The organism is Micromonospora sp. NPDC023644 (genome assembly GCF_040640115.1).
Classification (GTDB): Bacteria; Actinomycetota; Actinomycetes; order Mycobacteriales; family Micromonosporaceae; genus Micromonospora.
Genome location: NZ_JBFABA010000080.1, coordinates 1 through 20078, shown reverse-complemented (window position 1 = coordinate 20078; position 20078 = coordinate 1). Strand labels below are relative to the sequence as shown.

Below are 20078 nucleotides of genomic sequence, written 5' to 3'. Positions count from 1 at the left end.
GAACGGAAAGATCCACTCCTGGCGGGCCGCCGAGATCACCTGCACCCGGACATGATCCACCATGGACCGGCCGTCAGTTACGAGACGTCCCTTAGAGGCTCGATCGTGACGGGGATGCGACGCTTGAGTGCCAGTCAGCCACAGGTGTCGACGGGGTAGGCATCGAGGGCAGCGGCGGCCGGCCGTGCGTGCCGGACCAACCGTTGCCATATGGCGGCAGGACACCCTATGGCCACACCGACCCTGACAAGTTCCGCGACTGCTTCGTCCGATCACGGATGACTAGCGAGTCGGGAAAGATCTCTGTAGAGTGCGGGGGCCATCGAAGATCATGAACCAGCGTGGATCGGACGGGGAATCGACGTGGAGTTGATGAGTAGGCGAAACGCCTTGCTTGCAGGACTAGTTTCCACCACGGCGGTCGGCGGGTTGACGGCGAGCGCCTCCGTGGCGCACGCCGCGCCAGGTGCCACCGGTGACGGATGGATCTCGGTGCTCGACCATGGTGCGGTCGGCGACGGTACCACCGACGACACGGCCGCGATCCAGGCGGCGCTGACCGCAGCTGCCGGCACCGGCGAAAGTGTGTACTTCCCCGCTGGCCGAGTCTTCGTGGTCAGCGATGAACTTGTTGTCTCGGGGCGGACCCACTTCGTGGTCTCCGGTTACGGGGCCACCCTCAAGCTCAAAGGCGCGCAACCAGCTGTTAACGGCGGGAAGGCCGTTCTACGTGTCACTGGCTGCCACAGGTTCAAGATCCTTGGCTTGGAAGTGTGGGACAGCGACCGCTCGCAGCAGTACAACGGAATCCGCATCGCATCGTCCCGCGGTGGTGTTGTCGACGGCGTCACCGTCCGTGATGTTCGCTTCAACGGCATCGCCGTGTTCGACGATGTTCCCGGACAGTCCGATGACATCGCAATCACCAACTGCACCACTGAAGGCACTCGCTTCGGCATCTCGTCCAACGGCAAAGACGTACGGATCACCAACAACCACGTCGCGATGGACTGGCCGTCGACCGATGAGGCACAACTGAAGGGCGGCGTCTGGAGCGAGCCGTCCGACTACTACGACGGTATCGGCATATGGGCGGGTGCCGACCGGAATGTCGTATCCGGTAACACGATCACCGAATGTGGGCAGGCGGGAATCTTCACGGAGGCCTGCACCAACCTCGTCGTCGCTGACAACACCGTCACCGGCTGTCAGTTGCGCGGCATCGAGCTGGACGGGAGTAACGGCGGGAAGGTTCCTAATGGAACCGCCGTCGGCGTCTCGATAACCGGAAACGTCGTTACCGACTGCAAAGGGCAGATCAACGTCGTCAGCGCCCGTGACGTGACTGTAGTGGGCAACCGCACCGCAAACACCAACCCGTCACAGGCCGCCAGCTGCATCGCTATCAACTTGAACACCACCAAGACGGTGGTCGTGGGAAATCATGCGTGGCAGGCGCACGCTACCTTTCCCGCGATCTTCGTCACCGGAGCGTCGACCAATGTGACGTTGGCTTGGAACGCCGTTGAGGCCGCCGTGCCGTACCAGGCGCCGGCCGACACCGTGATCATCCGGCGAAGTGGCCCTGGTCAGATCCGCACCGAGGGCAAATTGATCGCTGTCGGCGGTATCGGCGTGGGCAACAGTGCGCCCGCTACCACTCCCGGCTCGGTGGTGCGGAAGATTGAAGTCTTCTCCTCGACTGGTGCGAGCCTCGGCTGGGTGCCCGTCTATAACACCATTACCTGATCCCGCAGGTCGAACCGCTGAAGGAGACCCGACTCGTACGGCGAAACCCGACACCGTCACGGCTGTGCTGGCACACGGCCGTTTCGGGATCCCGTCCGTGGTATTGCTTGTCATCGCCGCGGCGGCACCGCTGACCGTCGTCGCCGGAGACGCGACCAACCGGGTACGTCGTCGGCGTCCCGTGTCCTACCTCGTCGTCGCCGTGAGGCGTCGCGAGCGAGGCCGCGAGCCGCCGCAGCAACCTCCCGTAGGCTCAAGCACTCTGGAAGGTGCCGGCAGTCGATCATCTTCAATAGCCTCGTGGCATGGGTCTCTCCCATCGCATTCCTCTGACGGCTTACCAGTCTGAACTCTGGTTTGCCAGCTCGTTGTATCCCGATCTTCCGCAGTTCAACACGCTTGTCTACGAGCGACTGACCGGAAAACTGGATCTGCCCCTCCTGAAAGCGTGTGTCGAGCGGGTCGTGCGGCGCAACGACGGGCTGCGACTTCGGTTCGACGAGGCGAACGGGGCGCCGTACCAGTGGGTGGAAGAGGACGTCCCGGAAATCGAGGTCGTCGACCTGTCCGGTGAGCGGGACCCCCGCCAGGCGTGCCTGTCGTGGATGCGGCGGCCGTTCTCCCGCGCGTACTCCCTCAAACGCGCCAGGATGTTCGACGTGGCTCTGCTCAAGGAGAGCGAGTCCAGTGTGTACGTCTACCTCAACGTGCACCACCTGGTGTGCGACGGGTGGGGGATCTATCTGCTGATCAGCCAGATCAGGGCGGAATACCAGCAGGAGCCGGCCAATCGGGCGCCGTCGTACGTGGATTTCGTGACGGAAGCGGGCCGTTACCTGAACTCCGACGAGCGTGCCGCGGACATTGCGTTCTACCGCAAGGAGCTCGCCGGAGTCCAGCCGGCGTTGTTCACGAGGAAGGCGCCGGGTGGCTCGTACCGGACCGGCCGTCACACGTTCACCGTCGAACGGGCCCGGACCGGCGAGTACGGCTCGATGTTCACCATTGTCGCCGCCGCGTTGACCATCTACCTGTCCCGCATCCACCGCACCGGCGACGTCGTCATCGGCGTCCCGCTGCTGAACCGGCGCACCGATGCCGAGCGAAACACCGTCGGGCACTTCGCCAACGCGATGCCTCTGCGGATGAACACCACCGGGCGGGAGACGTTTCGGGAGTTGGTGACGCGCCTTCGCGGCTCCACCCGTGCCATGCGCGCCCACGAACGCCTGCCGGCCGGCGAACTGCTCCGGGAGCTCAGGCCTTCCGACTCCGGGCCGCGCCACCTGTTCGACGTGACACTGTCGTCCATGCGGTGGCCCAGCTCCGCGGAGATTCCCGGAGTGGTACGGGAAACGATGGTGTACGGCCACGCCCACGAGACCGACGCGCTGGCGATCGTCGTCAACGAGTTCACGCAGGACGGCCCGGTCGTCATCGACATCGACTACGCCGCGGACGTGTTCGACGACGACTTTCCCATCGAGTCCCTGGCCGGCCATCTGACGACGTTGATCGGCAACGCGTTGGACGCGCCCGACGCACCGGTGTCGAGTCTCGCGATGTTGGCGCCGGCCGAGCACGCTCGCCTCGTGCAGGCGGCCAACCCGGCGCGGACCGGGTACCCGAGGCACCAGACGTTGTCCGGCCTGTTCGAGGAGCAGGCCGCGCGTACGCCCGACCGGTTGGCGGTCGTGACCGGCGCCCTCACCTACGCGGAGTTGGACGCTCGCGCCAACCGGGTGGCCCGGGTCTTGCGGAAGGAGGGGATTCGGCCGGACGACCGGGTGGCCGTGCTGATCGAGCGTGACGCGACGATGCTCACCGCCATCCTCGGCGTGCTCAAGGCCGGCGGTGCCTACGTGCCCATCGATCCCAGCTATCCGGCCGACCGCATCCGGTTTCTCATCGAGGACAGCGGCGCCAAGGTCGTGCTCGTGTCCGGCGCGACAAAACCACCCACGGTGGACGCCGCGGTGTGCGACGTCGACGCGCTGGCCGGTTCGCGAGCGCCCGTCGAGCCGGTGGCGACCGCTGACAACCTGGCGTACGTCATCTACACATCGGGCTCGACCGGAAAGCCCAAGGGCGTGATGGTGGAGCACCACTCCGTGGTGAACCGGTTGGCGTGGATGCAGCGGCGCTATCCCATCGGCGGCGCCGACGTGTTGCTGCAGAAGACACCCATCTCCTTCGACGTCTCGGTGTGGGAGCTGTTCTGGTGGACCATCGCCGGAGCGGGGCTGGCGCTGCCACCCGCCGACGTGGAGAAGGACCCGGAGGCGATCCTCGGCGCGATCGCCGCACACGGCGTCACCGTGATCCATTTCGTGCCGTCCATGCTCGGGCCGTTCCTCGACCTGATCGAGCGTTCGCCGCGGCTGCGCGACTCCGCCGGCACGCTGCGGCTGGTCTTCTGCAGCGGCGAGGAGCTGACGCCGGGCAGGGTCGAGCAGTTCACCCGGGTATTCGGTGATGGCGGCCCGAAGTTGGTGAACCTGTACGGGCCGACCGAGGCCACGGTCGACGTCTCTGCCTTCGACTGCCCGCCGGGGCCGGTGTTCCGGGTGCCGATCGGCCGGCCGATCGACAACATCCGGCTCTACGTCCTGGGTCGTCACGGCGAGGCTCAGCCGGGTGGGGTCGCCGGCGAGCTGTGCGTGGCGGGTGCCGGTGTCGCCCGGGGTTACCTGGACCGCCCGGAGCTGACCGGCGAGAGGTTCGTCGAAGACCCGTTCCACCCGGGCGAGCGGATGTACCGCACCGGCGATCTCGCGCGCTGGTTGGCCGACGGCAACCTCGAGTTCCTGGGCCGTATCGACGGTCAGGTGAAGATTCGGGGCAATCGCGTCGAGCTGGGGGAGGTGCGCGACAGCCTTGCCACGTTCCCCGGTCTCCGCGACGCGATCGTGATCGACCACCGGTCCGAGGCGCGGGGCACCTATCTCGTCGGGTACTACGTCGCCAGCGACGAGGTCGACCCGGCGCGGCTCCGGACGCACCTGGCGAACACGTTGCCGGAGTTCATGATTCCCGCGTTCTTCGTACGGCTCGACCGGACCCCGCTGACGCCGAACGGAAAGCTGGACCGGTCCGCGCTCCCGTCCCCGGCCGCCGTGGACGTGCCGGACGAGCCGCCGCGCACCGAGATCGAGGCGGCGCTCGCAGCGATCTGGTCGGATGTGCTGGGCCTCGAGCGGGTCGGCATCCACCGGAACTACTACACCATCGGTGGTGACTCGATCCTCGCCCTGCGGGTCAGAGCCGAGGCCGAGAAGCGTGGGCTCTACTTCGAACTCGCCGACATGGTGCGGTATCCGACCATCGCCGCCCTGGCGCACCGCGTCTCGACCGAGACGCCGGCGGACTCGATCCCGGACCTCGTCCCGTTCCAGCTCGTGTCGAGTGTGGACAGGTCGCGGCTGTCGGGTGTTGAAGACGCCTACCCGGCGACGCAGCTCCAGCTGGGCCTGCTCTACCACGGCGCGGAACACGAGGGATCCGCCGTCTACCACGACGTCTTCCGTTACAAGGTCCGGATGCCGTGGCGCGAAGAGCCGTTGCGGGAGGCATTCGACCGGCTTGTCGAGCGGCACCCGGTGCTGCGGTCCTCGTTCGACCTGGGCAGCTTTTCCGAGCCCCTCCAGCTGATCCACCCGCAGGCGCGCGGCGAGCTGGAGATAGCCGATCTCCGCGCGGCCGGCGAGGATGCCGCCGAGGCTGAGGTCACCGCGCACATCGAGCAGCGCTGCCGCCACCGGTACGAGTTCGACCGGGCGCCGCTGTACCTGATCCGCGCGTACGTCAGGCAGTCCGCGGTCGACCTGGTGTTCAGCTTCCACCACGTGATCCTGGACGGCTGGAGCGTCGCGACCCTGATCAGCGAGCTGCTGCGCGACTACCTGCACCTGTCCGGGGTGGACATCGAACCGGTTCCGACCGCCGCGCTGCCCTCGGCGGCGGCGTACGTGATCGAGGAGCGCCGCACCATCGAGTCGGCCGTCAGCAGGCGCTTCTGGCGGGAGGCACTCGAGGGTGCCGAGCTGACCCAGCTGGACGGCTTCCGCCAGTACGAGCCGCCCGGTGACGACCAGCTGAACACCCGCTGGGTCAGCTTGCCGGACGGGCTCGACACACGGGTCCGGCAGTTTTCCAAATCCCACGAACTCCCGGTGAAGTCCGTACTGCTCGCCGCGCACTGCCTGACGCTACGGCTACTGTCCGGGACGGACGATGTCACCACGGGCCTGGTCATGCATGGCCGCCCGGAGCGACCCGGAGCGGAGAGCATCACCGGCCTGTTCCTCAACACGGTGCCGCTGCGGGTCGGCCCAACGTCGGATACCTGGCTGGAAGTGGTGGGCCAGGTCTACCGCCAGGAGCGGGAGATCCACCCACACCGGCGCTACCCGCTGCATGCCATCCAGAACGACCGGGGCGGCGCGCCGGTGCTGGAGACCGTCTTCAACTACGTCCACATGCACGTGCTCACGCCGATCTTCGAACTGCCCGGCGTCGAGCTGCTGGATTTCCAGACCCGGGAAGAGACCAACTTCACGCTGCTGCTCAACGTCGTCGTCAGCCCGACGGACGGGCACATCTCGTTGCGGGTGGACACCGACGGCCGCACGATCACGCCGGCCCAGACCGACCTTCTGATCGACTACTGTCTCGCGATCCTGCGCCGGATCGTCGACGACCCGCACGGCGCGGTGGACTTCGCGTTCCTGGCCGACCCGCCGGCCAAGCCGCTGCCCGCCATCGAGCCGCCGAGCGACATCGTGCGACGCCTGGAAAGCCATGTGGCGCGCACTCCGGACGCCATCGCCGTGGCGCACGGGACCGAGCGGTGGACCTACGCCGAGTTCGACCGGATCGTCAATCGGGTGGCCTGGCGGCTGGTGTCGCTCGGCGCCGGTCCGGGCACGTGTGTCGGCATCGCCATGGACAGGTCGCCGGAGATGATCGCGACGATCTACGGCATTGCCAGGTCCGGTGCGGCGTGCGTACCGATCGACGTGACCTACCCGCAGGAGCGGATCACGGCGATGATCGAGCAGGCCGCACCCGTGCGGATCGTCGCGCGAGGCCCGCGCGCCGGCCTGATCGCGGATCCGGCCCTGCTCGTGACCTGGGAGTCCATCGAGGAGGACGTCGATCCGGTCGCGCTTCCCGCGATCCATCCGGAAAGCCTCGTCTTCATACTGTTCACGTCCGGGTCGACCGGCACCCCGAAGGGGGTGGCACAGCTGCACCGCGCGCTGGACAACTATCAGGCCTGGCAGACGAACGTGCCCAGCGGCGCGGTCGGTGGCACGACCCTGCAGTTCGCGCCGCTCAGCTTCGACGTGTCGATCCAGGAGATCTACACGACGATCAGCGGCGGCGGCACCCTGCGGATCATCGACGAGGAGCAGCGGCGAGACATGCCGAGCCTGCTGCGCCTGCTCGACCGCGAGGGGGTCGAGCGGATCTTCCTGCCCTACGTCGCCCTCCAACAACTCGCCGAGGCCGCGATCATGCTCGGCATCGTTCCGAGCAAGCTCCGCGTGGTGATCTCCTCGGGTGAGCAGCTGCGGGTCACGGCCGAGATCCGGCAGTTCATGGCCGCCCTACCCGGTGCCATCCTGGAAAACCAGTACGGCCCGACGGAAACGCATCTCGTTACGGCGTACCCGCTGGCCGGCGACCCCGCGGAGTTCCCGAACCTGCCGCCGATCGGTCCGGTCATCAACGGCGTCGAGCTCTACCTGCTCGACGAGCGGCTGCGCCCGGTGCCGCACGGAGTGCTGGGTGAGCTGTACTTCGGTGGGATCGCGTTGGCTGACGGGTACTACGGCCAGCCGGAGCTGACCGCGCAGCGTTTCGTCGCGAACCCGTTCGGCGAGCCGGGCAGCCGGCTCTACCGCACCGGTGACCTGGCCAGGGTGCTGCCCAACGGAGACCTGGTCTGGGCCAGGCGGACCGACACCCAGACCAAGATTCGCGGCTACCGGGTGGAGCCGCTCGAGGTCGAGATCGCGATCATGGCTCTGGCGCAGCGCTTCCCGGGCATCCGTGAGGCCGCGGTCGTCGCGCGGCGGCGGGATGGCGCCGACTCGTTCCTCGCCGCGTTCCTGGTCGGTGACGCGGGTGCGGTCGACCTGAACGAGGTGCGTGCCCTGCTGCGCGAGTCGTTGCCAGACCATCTGGTGCCGTCGCACATCACCTGGCTGGACCGGATGCCGCTGACGCCGAGCGGCAAGCGCGACGACGCGGAGCTGCGCCGGATCCCGTTGGCTGCCGTCAGTGCCGCCGAGCAGGTCGCACCGCGCGACGCCTACGAGCGTTCCCTGGTGGAGATCCTCACCGAGTTGCTCCACCTGCCCTCGCTCGGCGTGCACGACAACTTCTTCGAGGTCGGTGGTACGTCACTGACGGCGATGAGGCTGGTCGTGGTGCTGGAGAAGCGGTTCAAGGTGAGCGTGCCGCTCTCCGCGCTCGTCACCACGCCAACCGTCGCCGGGCTGGCGGCGTTGCTGCGTTCCGGCGGCGCCAGCCTGACCTACGATCCGCTGGTGCCGATCCGCGCGGGCGGAGATCGATCACCGCTCTTCCTCGTGCATCCGCTGGGCGGCAACGTGCTCTGCTACGTGCGCCTGGCCAAGCACCTGCCGGCCGAGCAGCCGGTGTACGGATTGCAGGCGGCCGGGAGCGACCCCGGGTCCGAGCCGCTCGGGTCGGTTCCCGAACTCGCTCGCTCCTATCTCGAGGCGATCCGGCGGGTCCAGCCAAGCGGCCCGTACCGCATCGGCGGCTGGTCCTTCGGCGGTGTCGTCGCTCTCGAGCTGGCGCGCCAGCTTCGGCGCGAGGATCCAGCAGGTGTCGAGCAGGTCATCCTCCTCGATCCCATCGCCCGCGGGCCGAGCAAGCGCGACCCCGTCGCCGACAACGCCTTGCTGGAATGGTTCTTCTGGGAGCTGATCTGGCTCGAGCGCAGCGGCAACGCACCCGTCGAGGCCATCCCGGACGGGCTCACCGAGGAGGAGAAGTTCGACTTCATCATGGCGCGCGCGACCGCAGCCGGGGTGTTGCGGCCCGGCAGCTCGCGGGCGTCGGTACGCCGGCTGTTCCGGATGTTCTCCGCGCACTGGGAGGCACTCATGGCCTATGAGCCCGGAGTCCTCGACCAGGACCTCACCCTGGTCCGGGCCAGCGACCGGCTGCCGATGGTGCTGCTGCCCATGCACACCGCCGCCGGAACCCTCCACACCGACCCCGCGAACGGCTGGGCCAGACACACCAGCGGGCGGATCGACGTGATCGACGTGCCGGGCAACCACCTCGTCCTGATGGAGGAACCCTACGTGGCCGAGGTCGCGCGGCGGATCGCCGAGGCGCTGGACAGCCGGGAGAAAGCGGCGTGAAGGCGATCATCATCGGCGCCGGCATCGGCGGCCTCGCGGCGGCGGCGAGTCTGCGCCGGGTCGGTGTCGACGCCGAGGTCTACGAACGGGCCGGCGAGCTGCGTCCGGCGGGATCGGCACTCTCGCTCTCGATCAACGCGCGGATCGCCCTGCGTACCCTGGGGATCGAGCTCGACGTCGAGCGCCGGGGCAGCGTCTACCACAGGTTGGACTTCCGCACGGCCCGTGGTCGCCGGATCCGGCGGGTCCCGTTTCGACACATCGGCGAGCGGCTCGGCGCGCAGAACGTCGCCATCCACCGCGCGGATCTGCAGCAGGCGCTGCTCGAACACCTCGACGCCACGGCGGTCCGACTCGGCGCCACCGCGACCGGGTTTCAGGTGGACGCCGACGGTGTCCGGGTCGACTTCGCGGCCGGAGGTGTGGCGCGCGGCGACGTGCTCATCGGGGCGGACGGCTTCAACTCCGCGATCCGGCGGCAGCTGGTGGGACCGGAGGAGGCTCGGGAGCCGGGCTACGTGTGCTGGCTCGCCACCTTGCCGTTCCGACACCCCACCGTGACCGATGGGTACTGCGCCCACTACTGGGGCCGGGGACAGCGGTTCGGGCTCGTCGACATCGGCGGCGGGCGGATCTACTGGTGGGGCACCAAGAACGTCCCGGATGCCCGCGGGTGGGCCGGGGGCAAGGACGAGATCCTCCGCGCCTACGCCGGGTGGGCGCCGGAGGTGCGGGCCGCGATCGCCGCGACACCGGCGGCGGCCATCATCAGTGTGCCGGCCCAGGACCGTCCGTTCCTCGAGCAGTGGGGGACCGGGCCGGTGACGCTGCTCGGTGACGCGGCACACCCGATGCTGCCGAGCCTGGCGCAGGGGGCCGCCCAGGCCGTGGAAGACGCCGTCGTCCTCGCGCACCACCTCGGCAACGCCTCCGACGCGGACGTGGCCCTGCGGGGGTACGAGGCGGAACGCCGGGAACGGGCCAGGCTCATGGTGGACGCCTCCTTCGCGTTGAGCCGCGCCGAACAGCTCGACCGGCCGATCGCCAGCCTGCTGCGCAACCTCTACATGCGGTTCGTGCCGCGATCGGTGATCGACCGCCGCAACGAGGCGACGATGACCTTCGACGCACGATCGCTGGCGGTACGTCATCATGGCCATTGATTCCTCGGCCCGGTCCGTGCTTCCGGTGGTCCGTCGGCCGTTGAGCCCACTCGAGCGCTGGTACTGGATCGCCGACCAGGTGTCCCCGCTCAACGTCATCGCCCGCGTCCGGGTCACCGGCCGGCTGACCCCATCATTGCTCCGCCAGGCGCTCGACGCGTTGCGGGTGCGTCATCCGTTGCTGCGCGTCGCGATCGAGTCCGGCGCGGACGGTCCCTCCTTCGTGCCGACCGACGCGCCCATCCCGCTGCGCCGGGTCGCGGGCACCGCCGACGACGACTGGCTTCGCCAGATCAACGAGCACGAGATGGTCCAGGCCATCGACTGGCGCACCGGCCCGCTGTGCCGCACGGTCGTCGTGACCAACGACGACGTGCACGACCTGATATTGACGCTCCCACACTGTATCGCCGACGGCACGACGGTTCTGTCCCTCGTCAAGGACTGGCTCACGCTCGCGGCCGGCCGTGGGTCGGATGTGCGCGAGCCCGGTCTGCCGGCGTGCGAGGAGATGTTTCCACGACGGCACCGTGGCCGGGCCGGTGAGCGTCGCCTGCGGTGGCAACGAAGTCGCGACGACCGCCGGCTGCGGCGCCTGCGGCCCGCCAGGGTGGAGCCGAGCGAGTTCGTCCCGTTCACCGCCCGCCGGACCCGCGTGGTGCACCGGTCGCTCTCGGCGGACCAGGTCGACGCGCTGCTGCGGGCCTGCCGCCGCGAGGGCACCACCGTGCACGGCGTGCTCGCCGCCGCCATGGTCGCCGCCGTGGCCGGCGACGGCCCGGAACGCCCCGCCGGCGTGGCGATCGGCTCGCCGATCAACTTCCGCGACGGGCTCGTGCCGCCGGTGCCGGACACCGCCGTCGGCACCTATGTCGCGACAGTCGGATCGCTCGTCCCAGTCGAGACGTCGCTCTGGTCGATGGCCAGGACCATCAGCCGGGACCTCATCAGGCGTAAACGCCGCGGTGAGCACTTCGGCATGGTCAACCTGGTCGGCGGCTCATGCCCGATGACCGTCGAGGAATGCGCGCCGCTGATCGAGTTCATCGAGACGCAGGGCCCGGTCAACCTCTGCATCTCCAACATCGGACGGTACGACTTCCCGGCCAGCATCGGGCCGTGGCAGCTCTCCGGCGCCCAGTTCCTCGCCGGCCTGTCGGTGTGCGGGTACTTCGTCGCCACGGTCAACACGAGTCACGACCGGCTCCACTGGAACTTCAGCTACGTCGACGGCGGGCTGACGCGGGATCGGGCCGTACGCCTCGTCGCGGCAAGCTTCGACGCGGTTCTCGGCGCTCTGGAAGAGGAGTAGGGCGTGTTCAGAAGGCCAAGACCGTTGTCACCAGACGGAAAGTCGGTCGTCATCACCGGGGCGTCCTCCGGGCTCGGCCGGGCCGGAGCCGTCCATCTGGAACAGCTCGGCTTCCGGGTGTTCGCGGCCGTACGGCGCACCGAGGACGGCAAGGAGCTGCTCGCCGAGTCACGGTACGACCGCATCTCCCCGATCATCCTGGACGTCACCAAGCCGGACGAGATCAGCTCGGCGGCCGACGAGGTGTCCGCCGCGGTGGGTTCCTCGGGACTGTGGGGTCTTGTCAACAACGCCGGCATCAGCGTTCCCGCACCGCTGGAGTGCCTGCCGGCCGAACAGTTGCGGCTGCAGCTGGAGACCAACCTGGTCGGTCAGCTCGCGGTGATCCAGGCGTTCCTGCCGCAGCTTCGCGCCCGCCGGGGCCGGATCGTGAACGTGACGTCCGGCCTTGGCCGCATCGCCCTGCCCTACCTCGGCGCGTACGCCGCCTCCCAGTTCGCCAAGGAGGGCATGAGCGACGCGCTGCGCCGCGAGCTCGCGCCGTTCGGGGTGTCGGTGTCGGTGGTCCAGCCGGGTGCGATCCGGACCCCGATCTGGGAGAAGATGGCCAGCGCCGGCCGAGACATCATGGCCACGGCCCAACGACGTGACCTTTACCGGGGATCGTTCGACCGATTCCTCGCGATCAACGCGCATCAACTCGAGGCTTGCCGGACCACCCCGGACGACTTCGCCGCGGTGGTGGCCGAGGCCCTCACCGCGCAGCGGCCCAGGACCCGCTATCCGGTCGGTGCGGACATGCGCAGGACGCGGGTGCTGACCCGGCTGCTCTCAGACTCCGCGCTCGACAAGCGGCTGTCCGCACTTGTCTCGACCGACTGAGGAGGACCCATGAGTGACCAGGAGATCCGTGCGCGGGCGCAGGCGGCGTTCGCCCGGAACCTGCAGTACATCGAGGCCGAGAAGATCCGGGACTGGGTGGATCTGTTCACGCCGGACGGCGTGCTGGAGTTCGCCTACGGCCCGCCGGGTGTGCCGTTCCGCTTCGCCGGCCATGACGCGTTGTACGAGCACATGAAGAACTTCCCGGAGCTGCTCCGGGTGCGCTTCGCCGACCTGGTCTTCCACGACACGGTCGACCCCGAGCTGGTGATCGCCGAGTTTCGGGCGGACGGCAAGGCGGTCCCCACCGGCCGCGCCTTCCACCAGACCTACATCTCGGTTGTACGGACCAGAAACGGGAAGTTCGTCCACTTCAAGGACTTCTGGAACCCGTTGCCGGTCATCGAGGCGCTGGGGATGGACACGATCGAGCAGATCGACGCCGCATAGCCACCTGATCGGAGATCCCATGCGCCCGAGCGATGCTTCCTCGGTGCTGTCCGCTCCCGCGCTCGCCGACGGGCTCGACCTGGTGGTCGACCTGACCGCGAGCCGGGGCTCCACGCTGGTCGACGCCAGGACCGGGCGGGAGTACCTCGACATGTTCTCGTTCTTCGCCTCCCTCCCGCTGGGGATGAACCACCCGGCGCTGACCGAGGACGGCGAGTTCATCGCCGAGCTCACCAGGGCCGCTCTGTGCCGGCCGTCCAACCACGACGTGTACACGGCGGAGGCCGCGCGCTTCGTGGCGACCTTCACCAGGGTCGTGGGTGACCCGGAGCTGCCGCACCTGTTCTTCATCGACGGCGGCGCGCTGGCCGTGGAGAATGCGATCAAGGTCGCGTTCGACTGGAAGTCACGGCGCAACGAGCAGGCCGGCCGCTCGCCGAGCCTTGGCACCAAGGTCGTCCACCTGCGACACGCCTTCCACGGACGCTCCGGCTACACGCTCTCGTTGACGAACACCGACCAGGCCAAGACCGCTCGATTCCCGCGGTTCGACTGGCCGCGGGTGGACAGCCCGGCGATGCGGTTTCCCTTTGAGGAACACCGCGCGGAGGTGCTCGCCGCCGAACGGGCCTCGCTGCGGCAGATCTCGAACGCCTTCCAGGCGCACCGGCACGATGTGGCCGCGTTCGTCTTCGAGCCGATCCAGTGTGAGGGCGGCGATCGCCACCTTCGCGCCGAGTATCTGCAGGCCGTGGAACGGCTGTGCCACGAGCATGACGTGCTTCTGGTGGCCGACGAGGTGCAGACCGGCTTCGGGGCCACCGGCACCAACTGGGCCTGCCAGCAGCTCGGAGTGCGCCCGGACGTGATCGCGTTCGGGAAGAAGTCCCAGGTGTGCGGGATCATGGCCGGCCGGCGGGTGGATCTGGTGGCGGACAACGTGTTCCGGGTGGCCAGCCGGATCAGCTCGACCTGGGGTGGCGGGCTGGTCGACATGGTGCGGGCCAGGCGGATCCTCGAAGTGATCGAGTCCGACGGCCTGGTGACGCGTGCGGCGGCGCTCGGTTCCCAGTTGCGCGAAGGGCTCGCAGAGCTGTGTACCCGCCATCCCGAACTGCTTGGCAACCCGCGCGGGCGTGGCCTGCTCGCCGCCGTGACCGTGTCCGACGCCAGCCTGCGCGACCGCATTCTGGAGCGGGTACGCGAGGAAGAGAACCTGTTGCTGTTGCCGTGCGGGCCGGACGGGATCCGGTTCCGGCCGGCACTCGCCGTGTCCCGAGCCGAGTTGGTCGAGGCAGTCGACCGGCTGGGCCGGGTACTGGCCCGGCTGTCCAACGAGATGTTGGAAGTCGCGGCCTAGGGGAGGGGCACCAATGCGGTTGGCCGACAAGATCATTATCGTTACCGGCGGCACCCGAGGCCTCGGCCGGGCCATCGCCGAGCAGTTCCACGCCGAGGGCGCAACCGTGATCTGTGCGGCCCGCAACCCCTACGACATCGGGGAGGTGACCACCGATCGGCTTGTCTACCACCGGGTCGACGTCACGGAGGAAGATTCCGTCCGCGACCTCATGCGGTCCGCGGTGGATCGTTTTGGACGCATCGACGTGCTGGTGGCCAACGCCGGCGTGAGTAGAGACGGCAAGATCGTCAGGCTTTCCCTCGACGACTGGGACACCACCGTCCGCACCAACCTCACCGGCGTCTTCCTCTGCACCAGGGAGGCCGCCGCCCACATGACCGCCCGTGGCGAGGGCAGGATCATCACGGTCTCCTCGTGCGTCGCGACCAGACCCGTCCCTGGCGCCGCCGCCTACAGCGCCACCAAGGCCGCGGTGGAGGCCTTCACCCGCACCGCGGCCATCGAGCTCGGGCCCAAGGGTGTCACCGTCAACTGCCTGGCCCCCGGCTACATCAACGGTGGGATGGGTCGCCAGCTCGCCGCCGTACCCGAACGCTGGCAGCGCTACCAGTCCCGGCTCGTCCTCGACCGTCTCGGCACCCCGGAAGAGGTCGCCGCCGCCGCGATCTTCCTCGCCACTCCCGCCAGCTCCTACATCAACGGCCACATCCTCGAAGTCAGCGGCGGCCTGCGGTGGATAGCCTGACCGCCGGTCGGCACGTCCGGCTGGTCGCCGTCGAACCGGTACCGGAGATGTTGCTCGCTGCTGCGGCTGCTCCGCTCCCGGTGCACGACGGTACGTGGCACCCCGCTATCGGTGGGCCAGCACCCGCCCCACCCGCTGAGCCGCGGTGAACGCGGCGTCCTCGGTCAGCCCGGCTAGCCAGACGCGTACCATCCGGTTTCCCGCTGCGAAGTCCGCGCCGGCACCGACCAGCACCCCGGCCGCGGCGAGCCGGTCACGGGCGTCCGAGGCTGCCGCACGCAGCAGCAGCGCCGGTCCCGCGCCGCAGGCCAGGTCCGGCGCGAGCCACTCCAGGGCTGGCCCCAACCCGGCCCGGAAGGCCGAGCGGGCCCGCTCGACATCGGCTCGGAGCCCTGTGGTCAGTTCGTCCCACCCGCCCGACAGGACGAACCGGAGCCAGGTGCGCTGCCAGATCCGGGCCGGTGAGGCGGCCCGTAGCTCCGGCTTCAGCAGCTCGGCCATTCCCGGGCCGGCGGCCCAACCCAACCGCGCGCCCGGTCCGGCGACCTTGTGGAAGCTCGCCACCAGACAGGCGCCCGGGATCGCCGGGCCATCGGCGAAGTCCCGGTAGGTCACGTTCTGCACCAGTCTTCGCGCGCTGCCGGCCACAGCGGCCCACCGGGCCAGGTCCGCCGTGCCGAAGCCGCGACCGTCGGGATTGCGGGCCGGCGAGGTCACCCAGCAGACCGCCCCTTCAACCGTGCGGTCACCTGCGAGCATCTCGGCCCAGTCCGCGTACGACCAGGGCAGGCCGAGCTGCGTCAGCGACAGCGGCACCCCGGAGAACGTCGGACGCTCCACCACCACCCGGTCGGCGTCGGCACAGAGGCCACGGACCGCGAAGCGCACCCCACTTGTGATCACCAGATCCGACGCCGCGACCCCGACCCGGTCCGCGAGAACCGCCCGCAGCTCGGGGTCCCCGATGTGCGGTGCGCCGTCCGCCGGCAGGTCCTCCTGACAGGTGCGGAGCAGGCAGTCGCGCCACTGTTGCAGGAGGTGCGCCGGCCAGCCCGGTGTGGCCCCGGTCAGGTCGATCGTCGGCGTGGTCGGCACGTCACGACCGGGGGGCGAAGGCCAGCGCGACGGACAACCGGTGTCGCTCCCACGGGTCCAGGTGCAGGCCGCACCGGTCGGCCACCTCGATCACCTGCACCGCGACCGCCTCCGACCAGGTCGACGGGTCGGTCAGGGCACGCAGCGCGGCCAGCAGCGCCGCCCGCGAGCTCCGCAGCACCTCGGTGGCGAAGTCCGCGTCGTCGACCAGTGGCGCGGGCGCCCGGGACGGCAACATCCGGCCCACCTCGGCCAGCCCGGCCGTGGCCACCGCGAAGACCTCGTCCGGCCGGGTCTCATTCAGGGCGCCGCGCAGCGCCGCGAGCCGGTCCACGATCGCGGCGTACGCGTCTCGGTCGGCCGCGGTGTCGAGCCGCCCGTCGTACGCCAGCAGGGTCGCGCCCCGGATGAGCGTCCGGACGACGATGTCGTACGGGTGCCGCTCCTGACTCATCGGCAGGTACATCCGCAGGTGGGAGACGGCCTCGGCGGGTACCGGCGCGCCGGCCGGCCCGGTGCGGATCCGCTCGGCGGTGCCGGTGCCGAACAGCAGCCGGACGTCGCGCCACATGAGCTCCCGGTTGTCCGGGGAATGCAGCAGCGACATGCACCGGTTGGCCGCCGGCCAGACCTCCCGCAGGTCGCCGTCGGCGCGCAGGCCGTACCCGCTCGGCCCCTTCCACTGGTCCAGCAGCCCGACCAGGTCCACCGGGAGCCGACTGCGTACGACCAGCGGGACGGACATGTCCAGCCCGCCGATCCGCCAGCCCAGGCTGGTGACCGGGCGGCCCCGGTTGTGCGGCTTGACCGCCGAGCCGGAGTACAGGGTGGCCAGCTGGGCCGGGGCGAGCTGCGCGGAGGTCAACGCGACGATGTCCACCTGGAGCGCGGCGAGCCGACGCCAGAGCGCGGGCCAGGCTTCCGTGACCATCAGGTCCGGCAGCAACAACAGCATCGCGGTCCGGCGCTCGAGGTCGTCGGTCACCGGGCCACCAGGGTTCCGGCCTCAAACATCTTGTCCAGTCGCTGGACGACCTCGGCCTCGGTGAGGTCGCCGTCGGCGTCCACGAGGTGCTCCTTGACCACCTCCGCCAGGCTCCGGCCGCCACCGCATTCGGCCCACAGCCGCAGCCACTGCGGCTGCATCCGGAACCGTCGGCGACGGAAGGTGTCCAGGTAGAGGCCGTCGTCGAACCGGTACGGCAGCCAGTCCGAGGCACGACGCGGGCCGTCGGCCCCCACGGTCCAGTGCCGCCACCCGCCCGCTTCGGGGCGGTCCCAGCCGTCGACGAGCGCGGCGGTCAGACAGACCTGGCTGAACGCGATCCGGTCCCGCACGAACCCGACGATGTCGGCCGGACGCTCCGGGGCCCGGAACGCCAGCCGGCGTACCTGCTCGGTCGGAAACGTCGGCCCGGCGGAACGTTCGAGCCGGTGCCAGATCCACTTGTGCCCCAGGTACAGGTCACCGCAGCCGAACAGGAAGATCTCCAGCGCCTCGTTGAGCATCGCCCCGGAGGTGACCAGGGCCCCGTCGAGCAGGCCGTCATCGAGGAAGCCGTTGATGTCCTCGATCACGTTGACGCAGCGGATCTGCCGGAAGCTGATCAGCACCTGCCGGATCCGGTCGACGTGCTGCACCAGCAGGTCACGGGTGTGCACGGTCTCCGGGCCGGCCTTGACGAACTCGGCCGACAGCAGGCGGACCGCGTCGTCGAAGTGCTCCTCCAGCCGCCAGACGGCGCTGTTGTCCTCGGTCGTGGCGTGCGCGTCCCGCAGCCCCTCGGCGAGCCGGCGGAGGTCGCGGACCGTGCGGACCTCGATGTCGACGCGCTGGCCGTCGTAGTCGGACTGTTCCGGGCGGGCCGGACGCTCGCCGTCGTGGACCACCACATAGATGTCGACGTCCGAGGTGCTGTTTCCAAGCCCGGCCGTGAGGCTGCCGCACAGGTACACCGACTCGATGTCGGGGTTCTCCGCGAGCCGTTCGGCATATCGACGTCCATCAGCGAGCTTCTGCTGCCGAACTGCTTCATCGAACACAGCTGTCTCCATGTGGTGAGGTGGGCACGGTCGATCAGGGGTGGGTTCAGGTCGGCGGCTGGTCGGCGACCACCGGCCACGGCTCGGGGATCGCCGCGACGGCCCACGGGTCGACCGGGTAACCGAACCCCTCGGGGGTGCTGATCACGTCCGAGATGCCCGCCAGCACGTCGTCGATCTCGTCGGCGCCCACGCCGGCGACGATGCCGCGCGTCCACTCGCGCAGCCATCCGAGCACTTCCGGGCGCTCGATCAGGCCGAACTTCACGGCGAGTCCGCGCAGGTGGATCTCGTCCGGTTCGAGGGCGCGGGACAGCGCGCCGCAGTACCGCTGCGGTTGGCTGAGCAGCGGCTTGCTCGGTACGACCCCCGCCTCAGCGGCGTAGGCGCGGACCCAGGACGGGTCGGTGACCACCACGGCGGCACGTCGCCGCAACTCGGCCAGGAGATCGGACCAGTCGCCGTGGTCGGCCAGATGCTGGTCGATCGAGTACTCCACCAGCGAGTGGGCCCAGCCGCGGCGGGAGTCCTGCGGACCCGCGTCGGGCTTGCGCCAGCCGCGCTCGGCGGCAGTCCGCCAGAACTCCTCGTACCTGCGGGCCACCTGTCCCATCCGCAGGTACGCCCAGCCGCTACGCCGGTGCGGGGCGACCCAGCGCGGCCCGTAGTGCACCACCGCGTCGCCGAGCATGTGCGCCACGACGAGCCGGCCGCGCAGGGAATCCGTGTCGCGCCAACAGTGCTCGTAACCCCAGTCGTGCGAGCTCAGGACGTCCGGCAGCATCAGCTCCAGCACCCGTTCCCCGCTGAGCAGGTCGACCGGGCCGAACGCGCCGGAACGGACCGCGGTGACCACGTGGCCGAGCACGTACATGGCTACTCCTCCGAGTCGTGCGGTTGCCATCCGATGAAGCAACGCTCGCCCGCGTCCCTGCTCAACATCGGGACGGCGGCGGTGACGTCGACCTCGGCGGCGAGTGCGACGTCGGCCGGGAAGCCGGCGGTGACCAACTCGCGGGCGCCCACCAGGTCGGTGAACCTCGTCGTGCCGAGCGCGCGGAAGACCGCCGCGGCGGCCTGCGCCTCGACGGAGCCGGCGTACCCGAGCTCGGCCAGCGCGTCGGCGATGGCCCCCGCGCCCAACTGGTCCTCCAGCGCCGGGCGTAGCCCTTCGAGCCGTGACGTCGACGACCAGTGTTCGCCGCAGGCGACGATGGTGACCCGCAGCCGGTCGTCGACGCCGAGCCAGGAGGCCACCAGGGCGGCGACCGCGCTGCGGTTACGCAGACAGCCCAGGGCCACCTGGGCGGCGCCGGCCGCAGCCGACACCGCGCGTGCCCCGTTCAGCGAGGTGAACAGCGCCGCCGAAACCTCCGGGCCGACCTCACGGAGGCTGGCCGGTGACAGGGAGAGCTGGCCCGGCCGCGCGTCGCGCTTGGCCGCGGCGGGCACCGCGCCCAGGGCCGCCGCCACCAGTTCGGCACCGCCACGCTCGGCGAGTTCCGCTTTGGAGTGGACGTGACAACGGATGCCGCGTTCCGCGGCCATGGTCAGTGTGGTGGAGAAGGACAGCACGTCCACCACGACGATGGCATCCCCGCGGTCGGCGGCGAGTCGCGCGCCGAGATCGCTCCACTCCACGTGCACCCGCTCGTCCGGCCACGGATCGAAGGCGTCCGGTTCCCGGCCCGGCAGCACATCGCTGACCATCTACCGTCCTCTCTGTCGTACCAGGCGGTGGGGGGGGGGGGGGGGCCCCCCCCCCCCCCCGGGGGGGGGGGGCGCCCCCCCGGGGGGGGCGCGCGTTTTGTTTAAAGTGGGTGTTCGATATGAGCCGGGGGGGGGTGCGGGGTAATCCCGGTTGCAGAAC

At 69.6% G+C, this 20078-nt stretch carries 13 protein-coding genes; 8 read left to right on the top strand and 5 right to left on the bottom strand.

Annotated features, from left to right (window positions below; genetic code table 11):
• Positions 1-372 precede the first annotated feature (372 nt).
• The 8 genes from AB0G08_RS28800 to AB0G08_RS28765 all read left to right on the top strand — a co-directional run bounded on the left by AB0G08_RS28800 (position 373) and on the right by AB0G08_RS28765 (position 15070).
• Positions 373-1749 (top strand): right-handed parallel beta-helix repeat-containing protein, encoded by a 1377-nt coding sequence (locus AB0G08_RS28800; protein WP_358093699.1) that lies wholly within the window; start codon positions 373-375, stop codon positions 1747-1749.
• A 305-nt stretch (positions 1750-2054) separates the two neighbouring features.
• Positions 2055-9155 carry an amino acid adenylation domain-containing protein gene (locus AB0G08_RS28795; RefSeq protein ID WP_358093696.1) on the top strand — a complete coding sequence of 2367 codons (7101 nt, stop codon included), beginning with the start codon at positions 2055-2057 and terminating at the stop codon, positions 9153-9155.
• Positions 9152-10318: an FAD-dependent monooxygenase gene (locus tag AB0G08_RS28790; RefSeq protein WP_358093694.1), complete on the top strand. Its 1167-nt coding sequence runs from the start codon at positions 9152-9154 to the stop codon at positions 10316-10318. Before AB0G08_RS28795 ends, AB0G08_RS28790 begins: the two co-directional genes overlap by 4 nt.
• Positions 10319-10358: 40 nt before the next feature.
• Positions 10359-11630 (top strand): condensation domain-containing protein, encoded by a 1272-nt coding sequence (locus AB0G08_RS28785; RefSeq protein ID WP_358093691.1) that lies wholly within the window; start codon positions 10359-10361, stop codon positions 11628-11630.
• Between the two features lie 24 nt (positions 11631-11654).
• The gene (locus AB0G08_RS28780; RefSeq protein ID WP_358093688.1) at positions 11655-12512 is read left to right on the top strand and encodes an SDR family oxidoreductase; all 858 of its coding nucleotides are present in this window, start codon (positions 11655-11657) and stop codon (positions 12510-12512) included.
• 9 nt (positions 12513-12521) lie between these two features.
• Positions 12522-12962 (top strand): nuclear transport factor 2 family protein, encoded by a 441-nt coding sequence (locus tag AB0G08_RS28775; protein ID WP_358093685.1) that lies wholly within the window; start codon positions 12522-12524, stop codon positions 12960-12962.
• 19 nt (positions 12963-12981) lie between these two features.
• The gene (lat, locus tag AB0G08_RS28770; RefSeq protein ID WP_358093682.1) at positions 12982-14322 is read left to right on the top strand and encodes an L-lysine 6-transaminase; all 1341 of its coding nucleotides are present in this window, start codon (positions 12982-12984) and stop codon (positions 14320-14322) included.
• A gap of 13 nt (positions 14323-14335) precedes the next feature.
• Positions 14336-15070 (top strand): glucose 1-dehydrogenase, encoded by a 735-nt coding sequence (locus tag AB0G08_RS28765; RefSeq protein ID WP_358093679.1) that lies wholly within the window; start codon positions 14336-14338, stop codon positions 15068-15070.
• A gap of 105 nt (positions 15071-15175) precedes the next feature.
• Here AB0G08_RS28765 and AB0G08_RS28760 read toward each other — a convergent pair whose 3' ends face one another.
• From AB0G08_RS28760 to AB0G08_RS28740, 5 genes are read right to left on the bottom strand one after another with little or no spacing between them, the layout of a single operon-like run.
• Complete coding sequence (locus tag AB0G08_RS28760) at positions 15176-16165, bottom strand: hypothetical protein (RefSeq protein WP_358093676.1); 990 nt, start codon at positions 16163-16165, stop codon at positions 15176-15178.
• 1 nt (position 16166) lies between these two features.
• Positions 16167-17150 (bottom strand): hypothetical protein, encoded by a 984-nt coding sequence (locus AB0G08_RS28755; RefSeq protein WP_358093674.1) that lies wholly within the window; start codon positions 17148-17150, stop codon positions 16167-16169.
• Positions 17147-18208 carry a nucleotidyltransferase domain-containing protein gene (locus tag AB0G08_RS28750; protein WP_358093672.1) on the bottom strand — a complete coding sequence of 354 codons (1062 nt, stop codon included), beginning with the start codon at positions 18206-18208 and terminating at the stop codon, positions 17147-17149. Before AB0G08_RS28750 ends, AB0G08_RS28755 begins: the two co-directional genes overlap by 4 nt.
• 46 nt (positions 18209-18254) lie before the next feature.
• On the bottom strand, positions 18255-19082 hold the full coding sequence (locus AB0G08_RS28745) for a hypothetical protein (protein WP_358093671.1): 828 nt from the start codon (positions 19080-19082) through the stop codon (positions 18255-18257).
• Positions 19083-19084: 2 nt separating this feature from the next.
• Positions 19085-19918, bottom strand: coding sequence for a 2-phosphosulfolactate phosphatase (locus tag AB0G08_RS28740; RefSeq protein ID WP_358093668.1), 834 nt, complete (start codon positions 19916-19918; stop codon positions 19085-19087).
• Between the last annotated feature and the right edge of the window lie 160 nt (positions 19919-20078).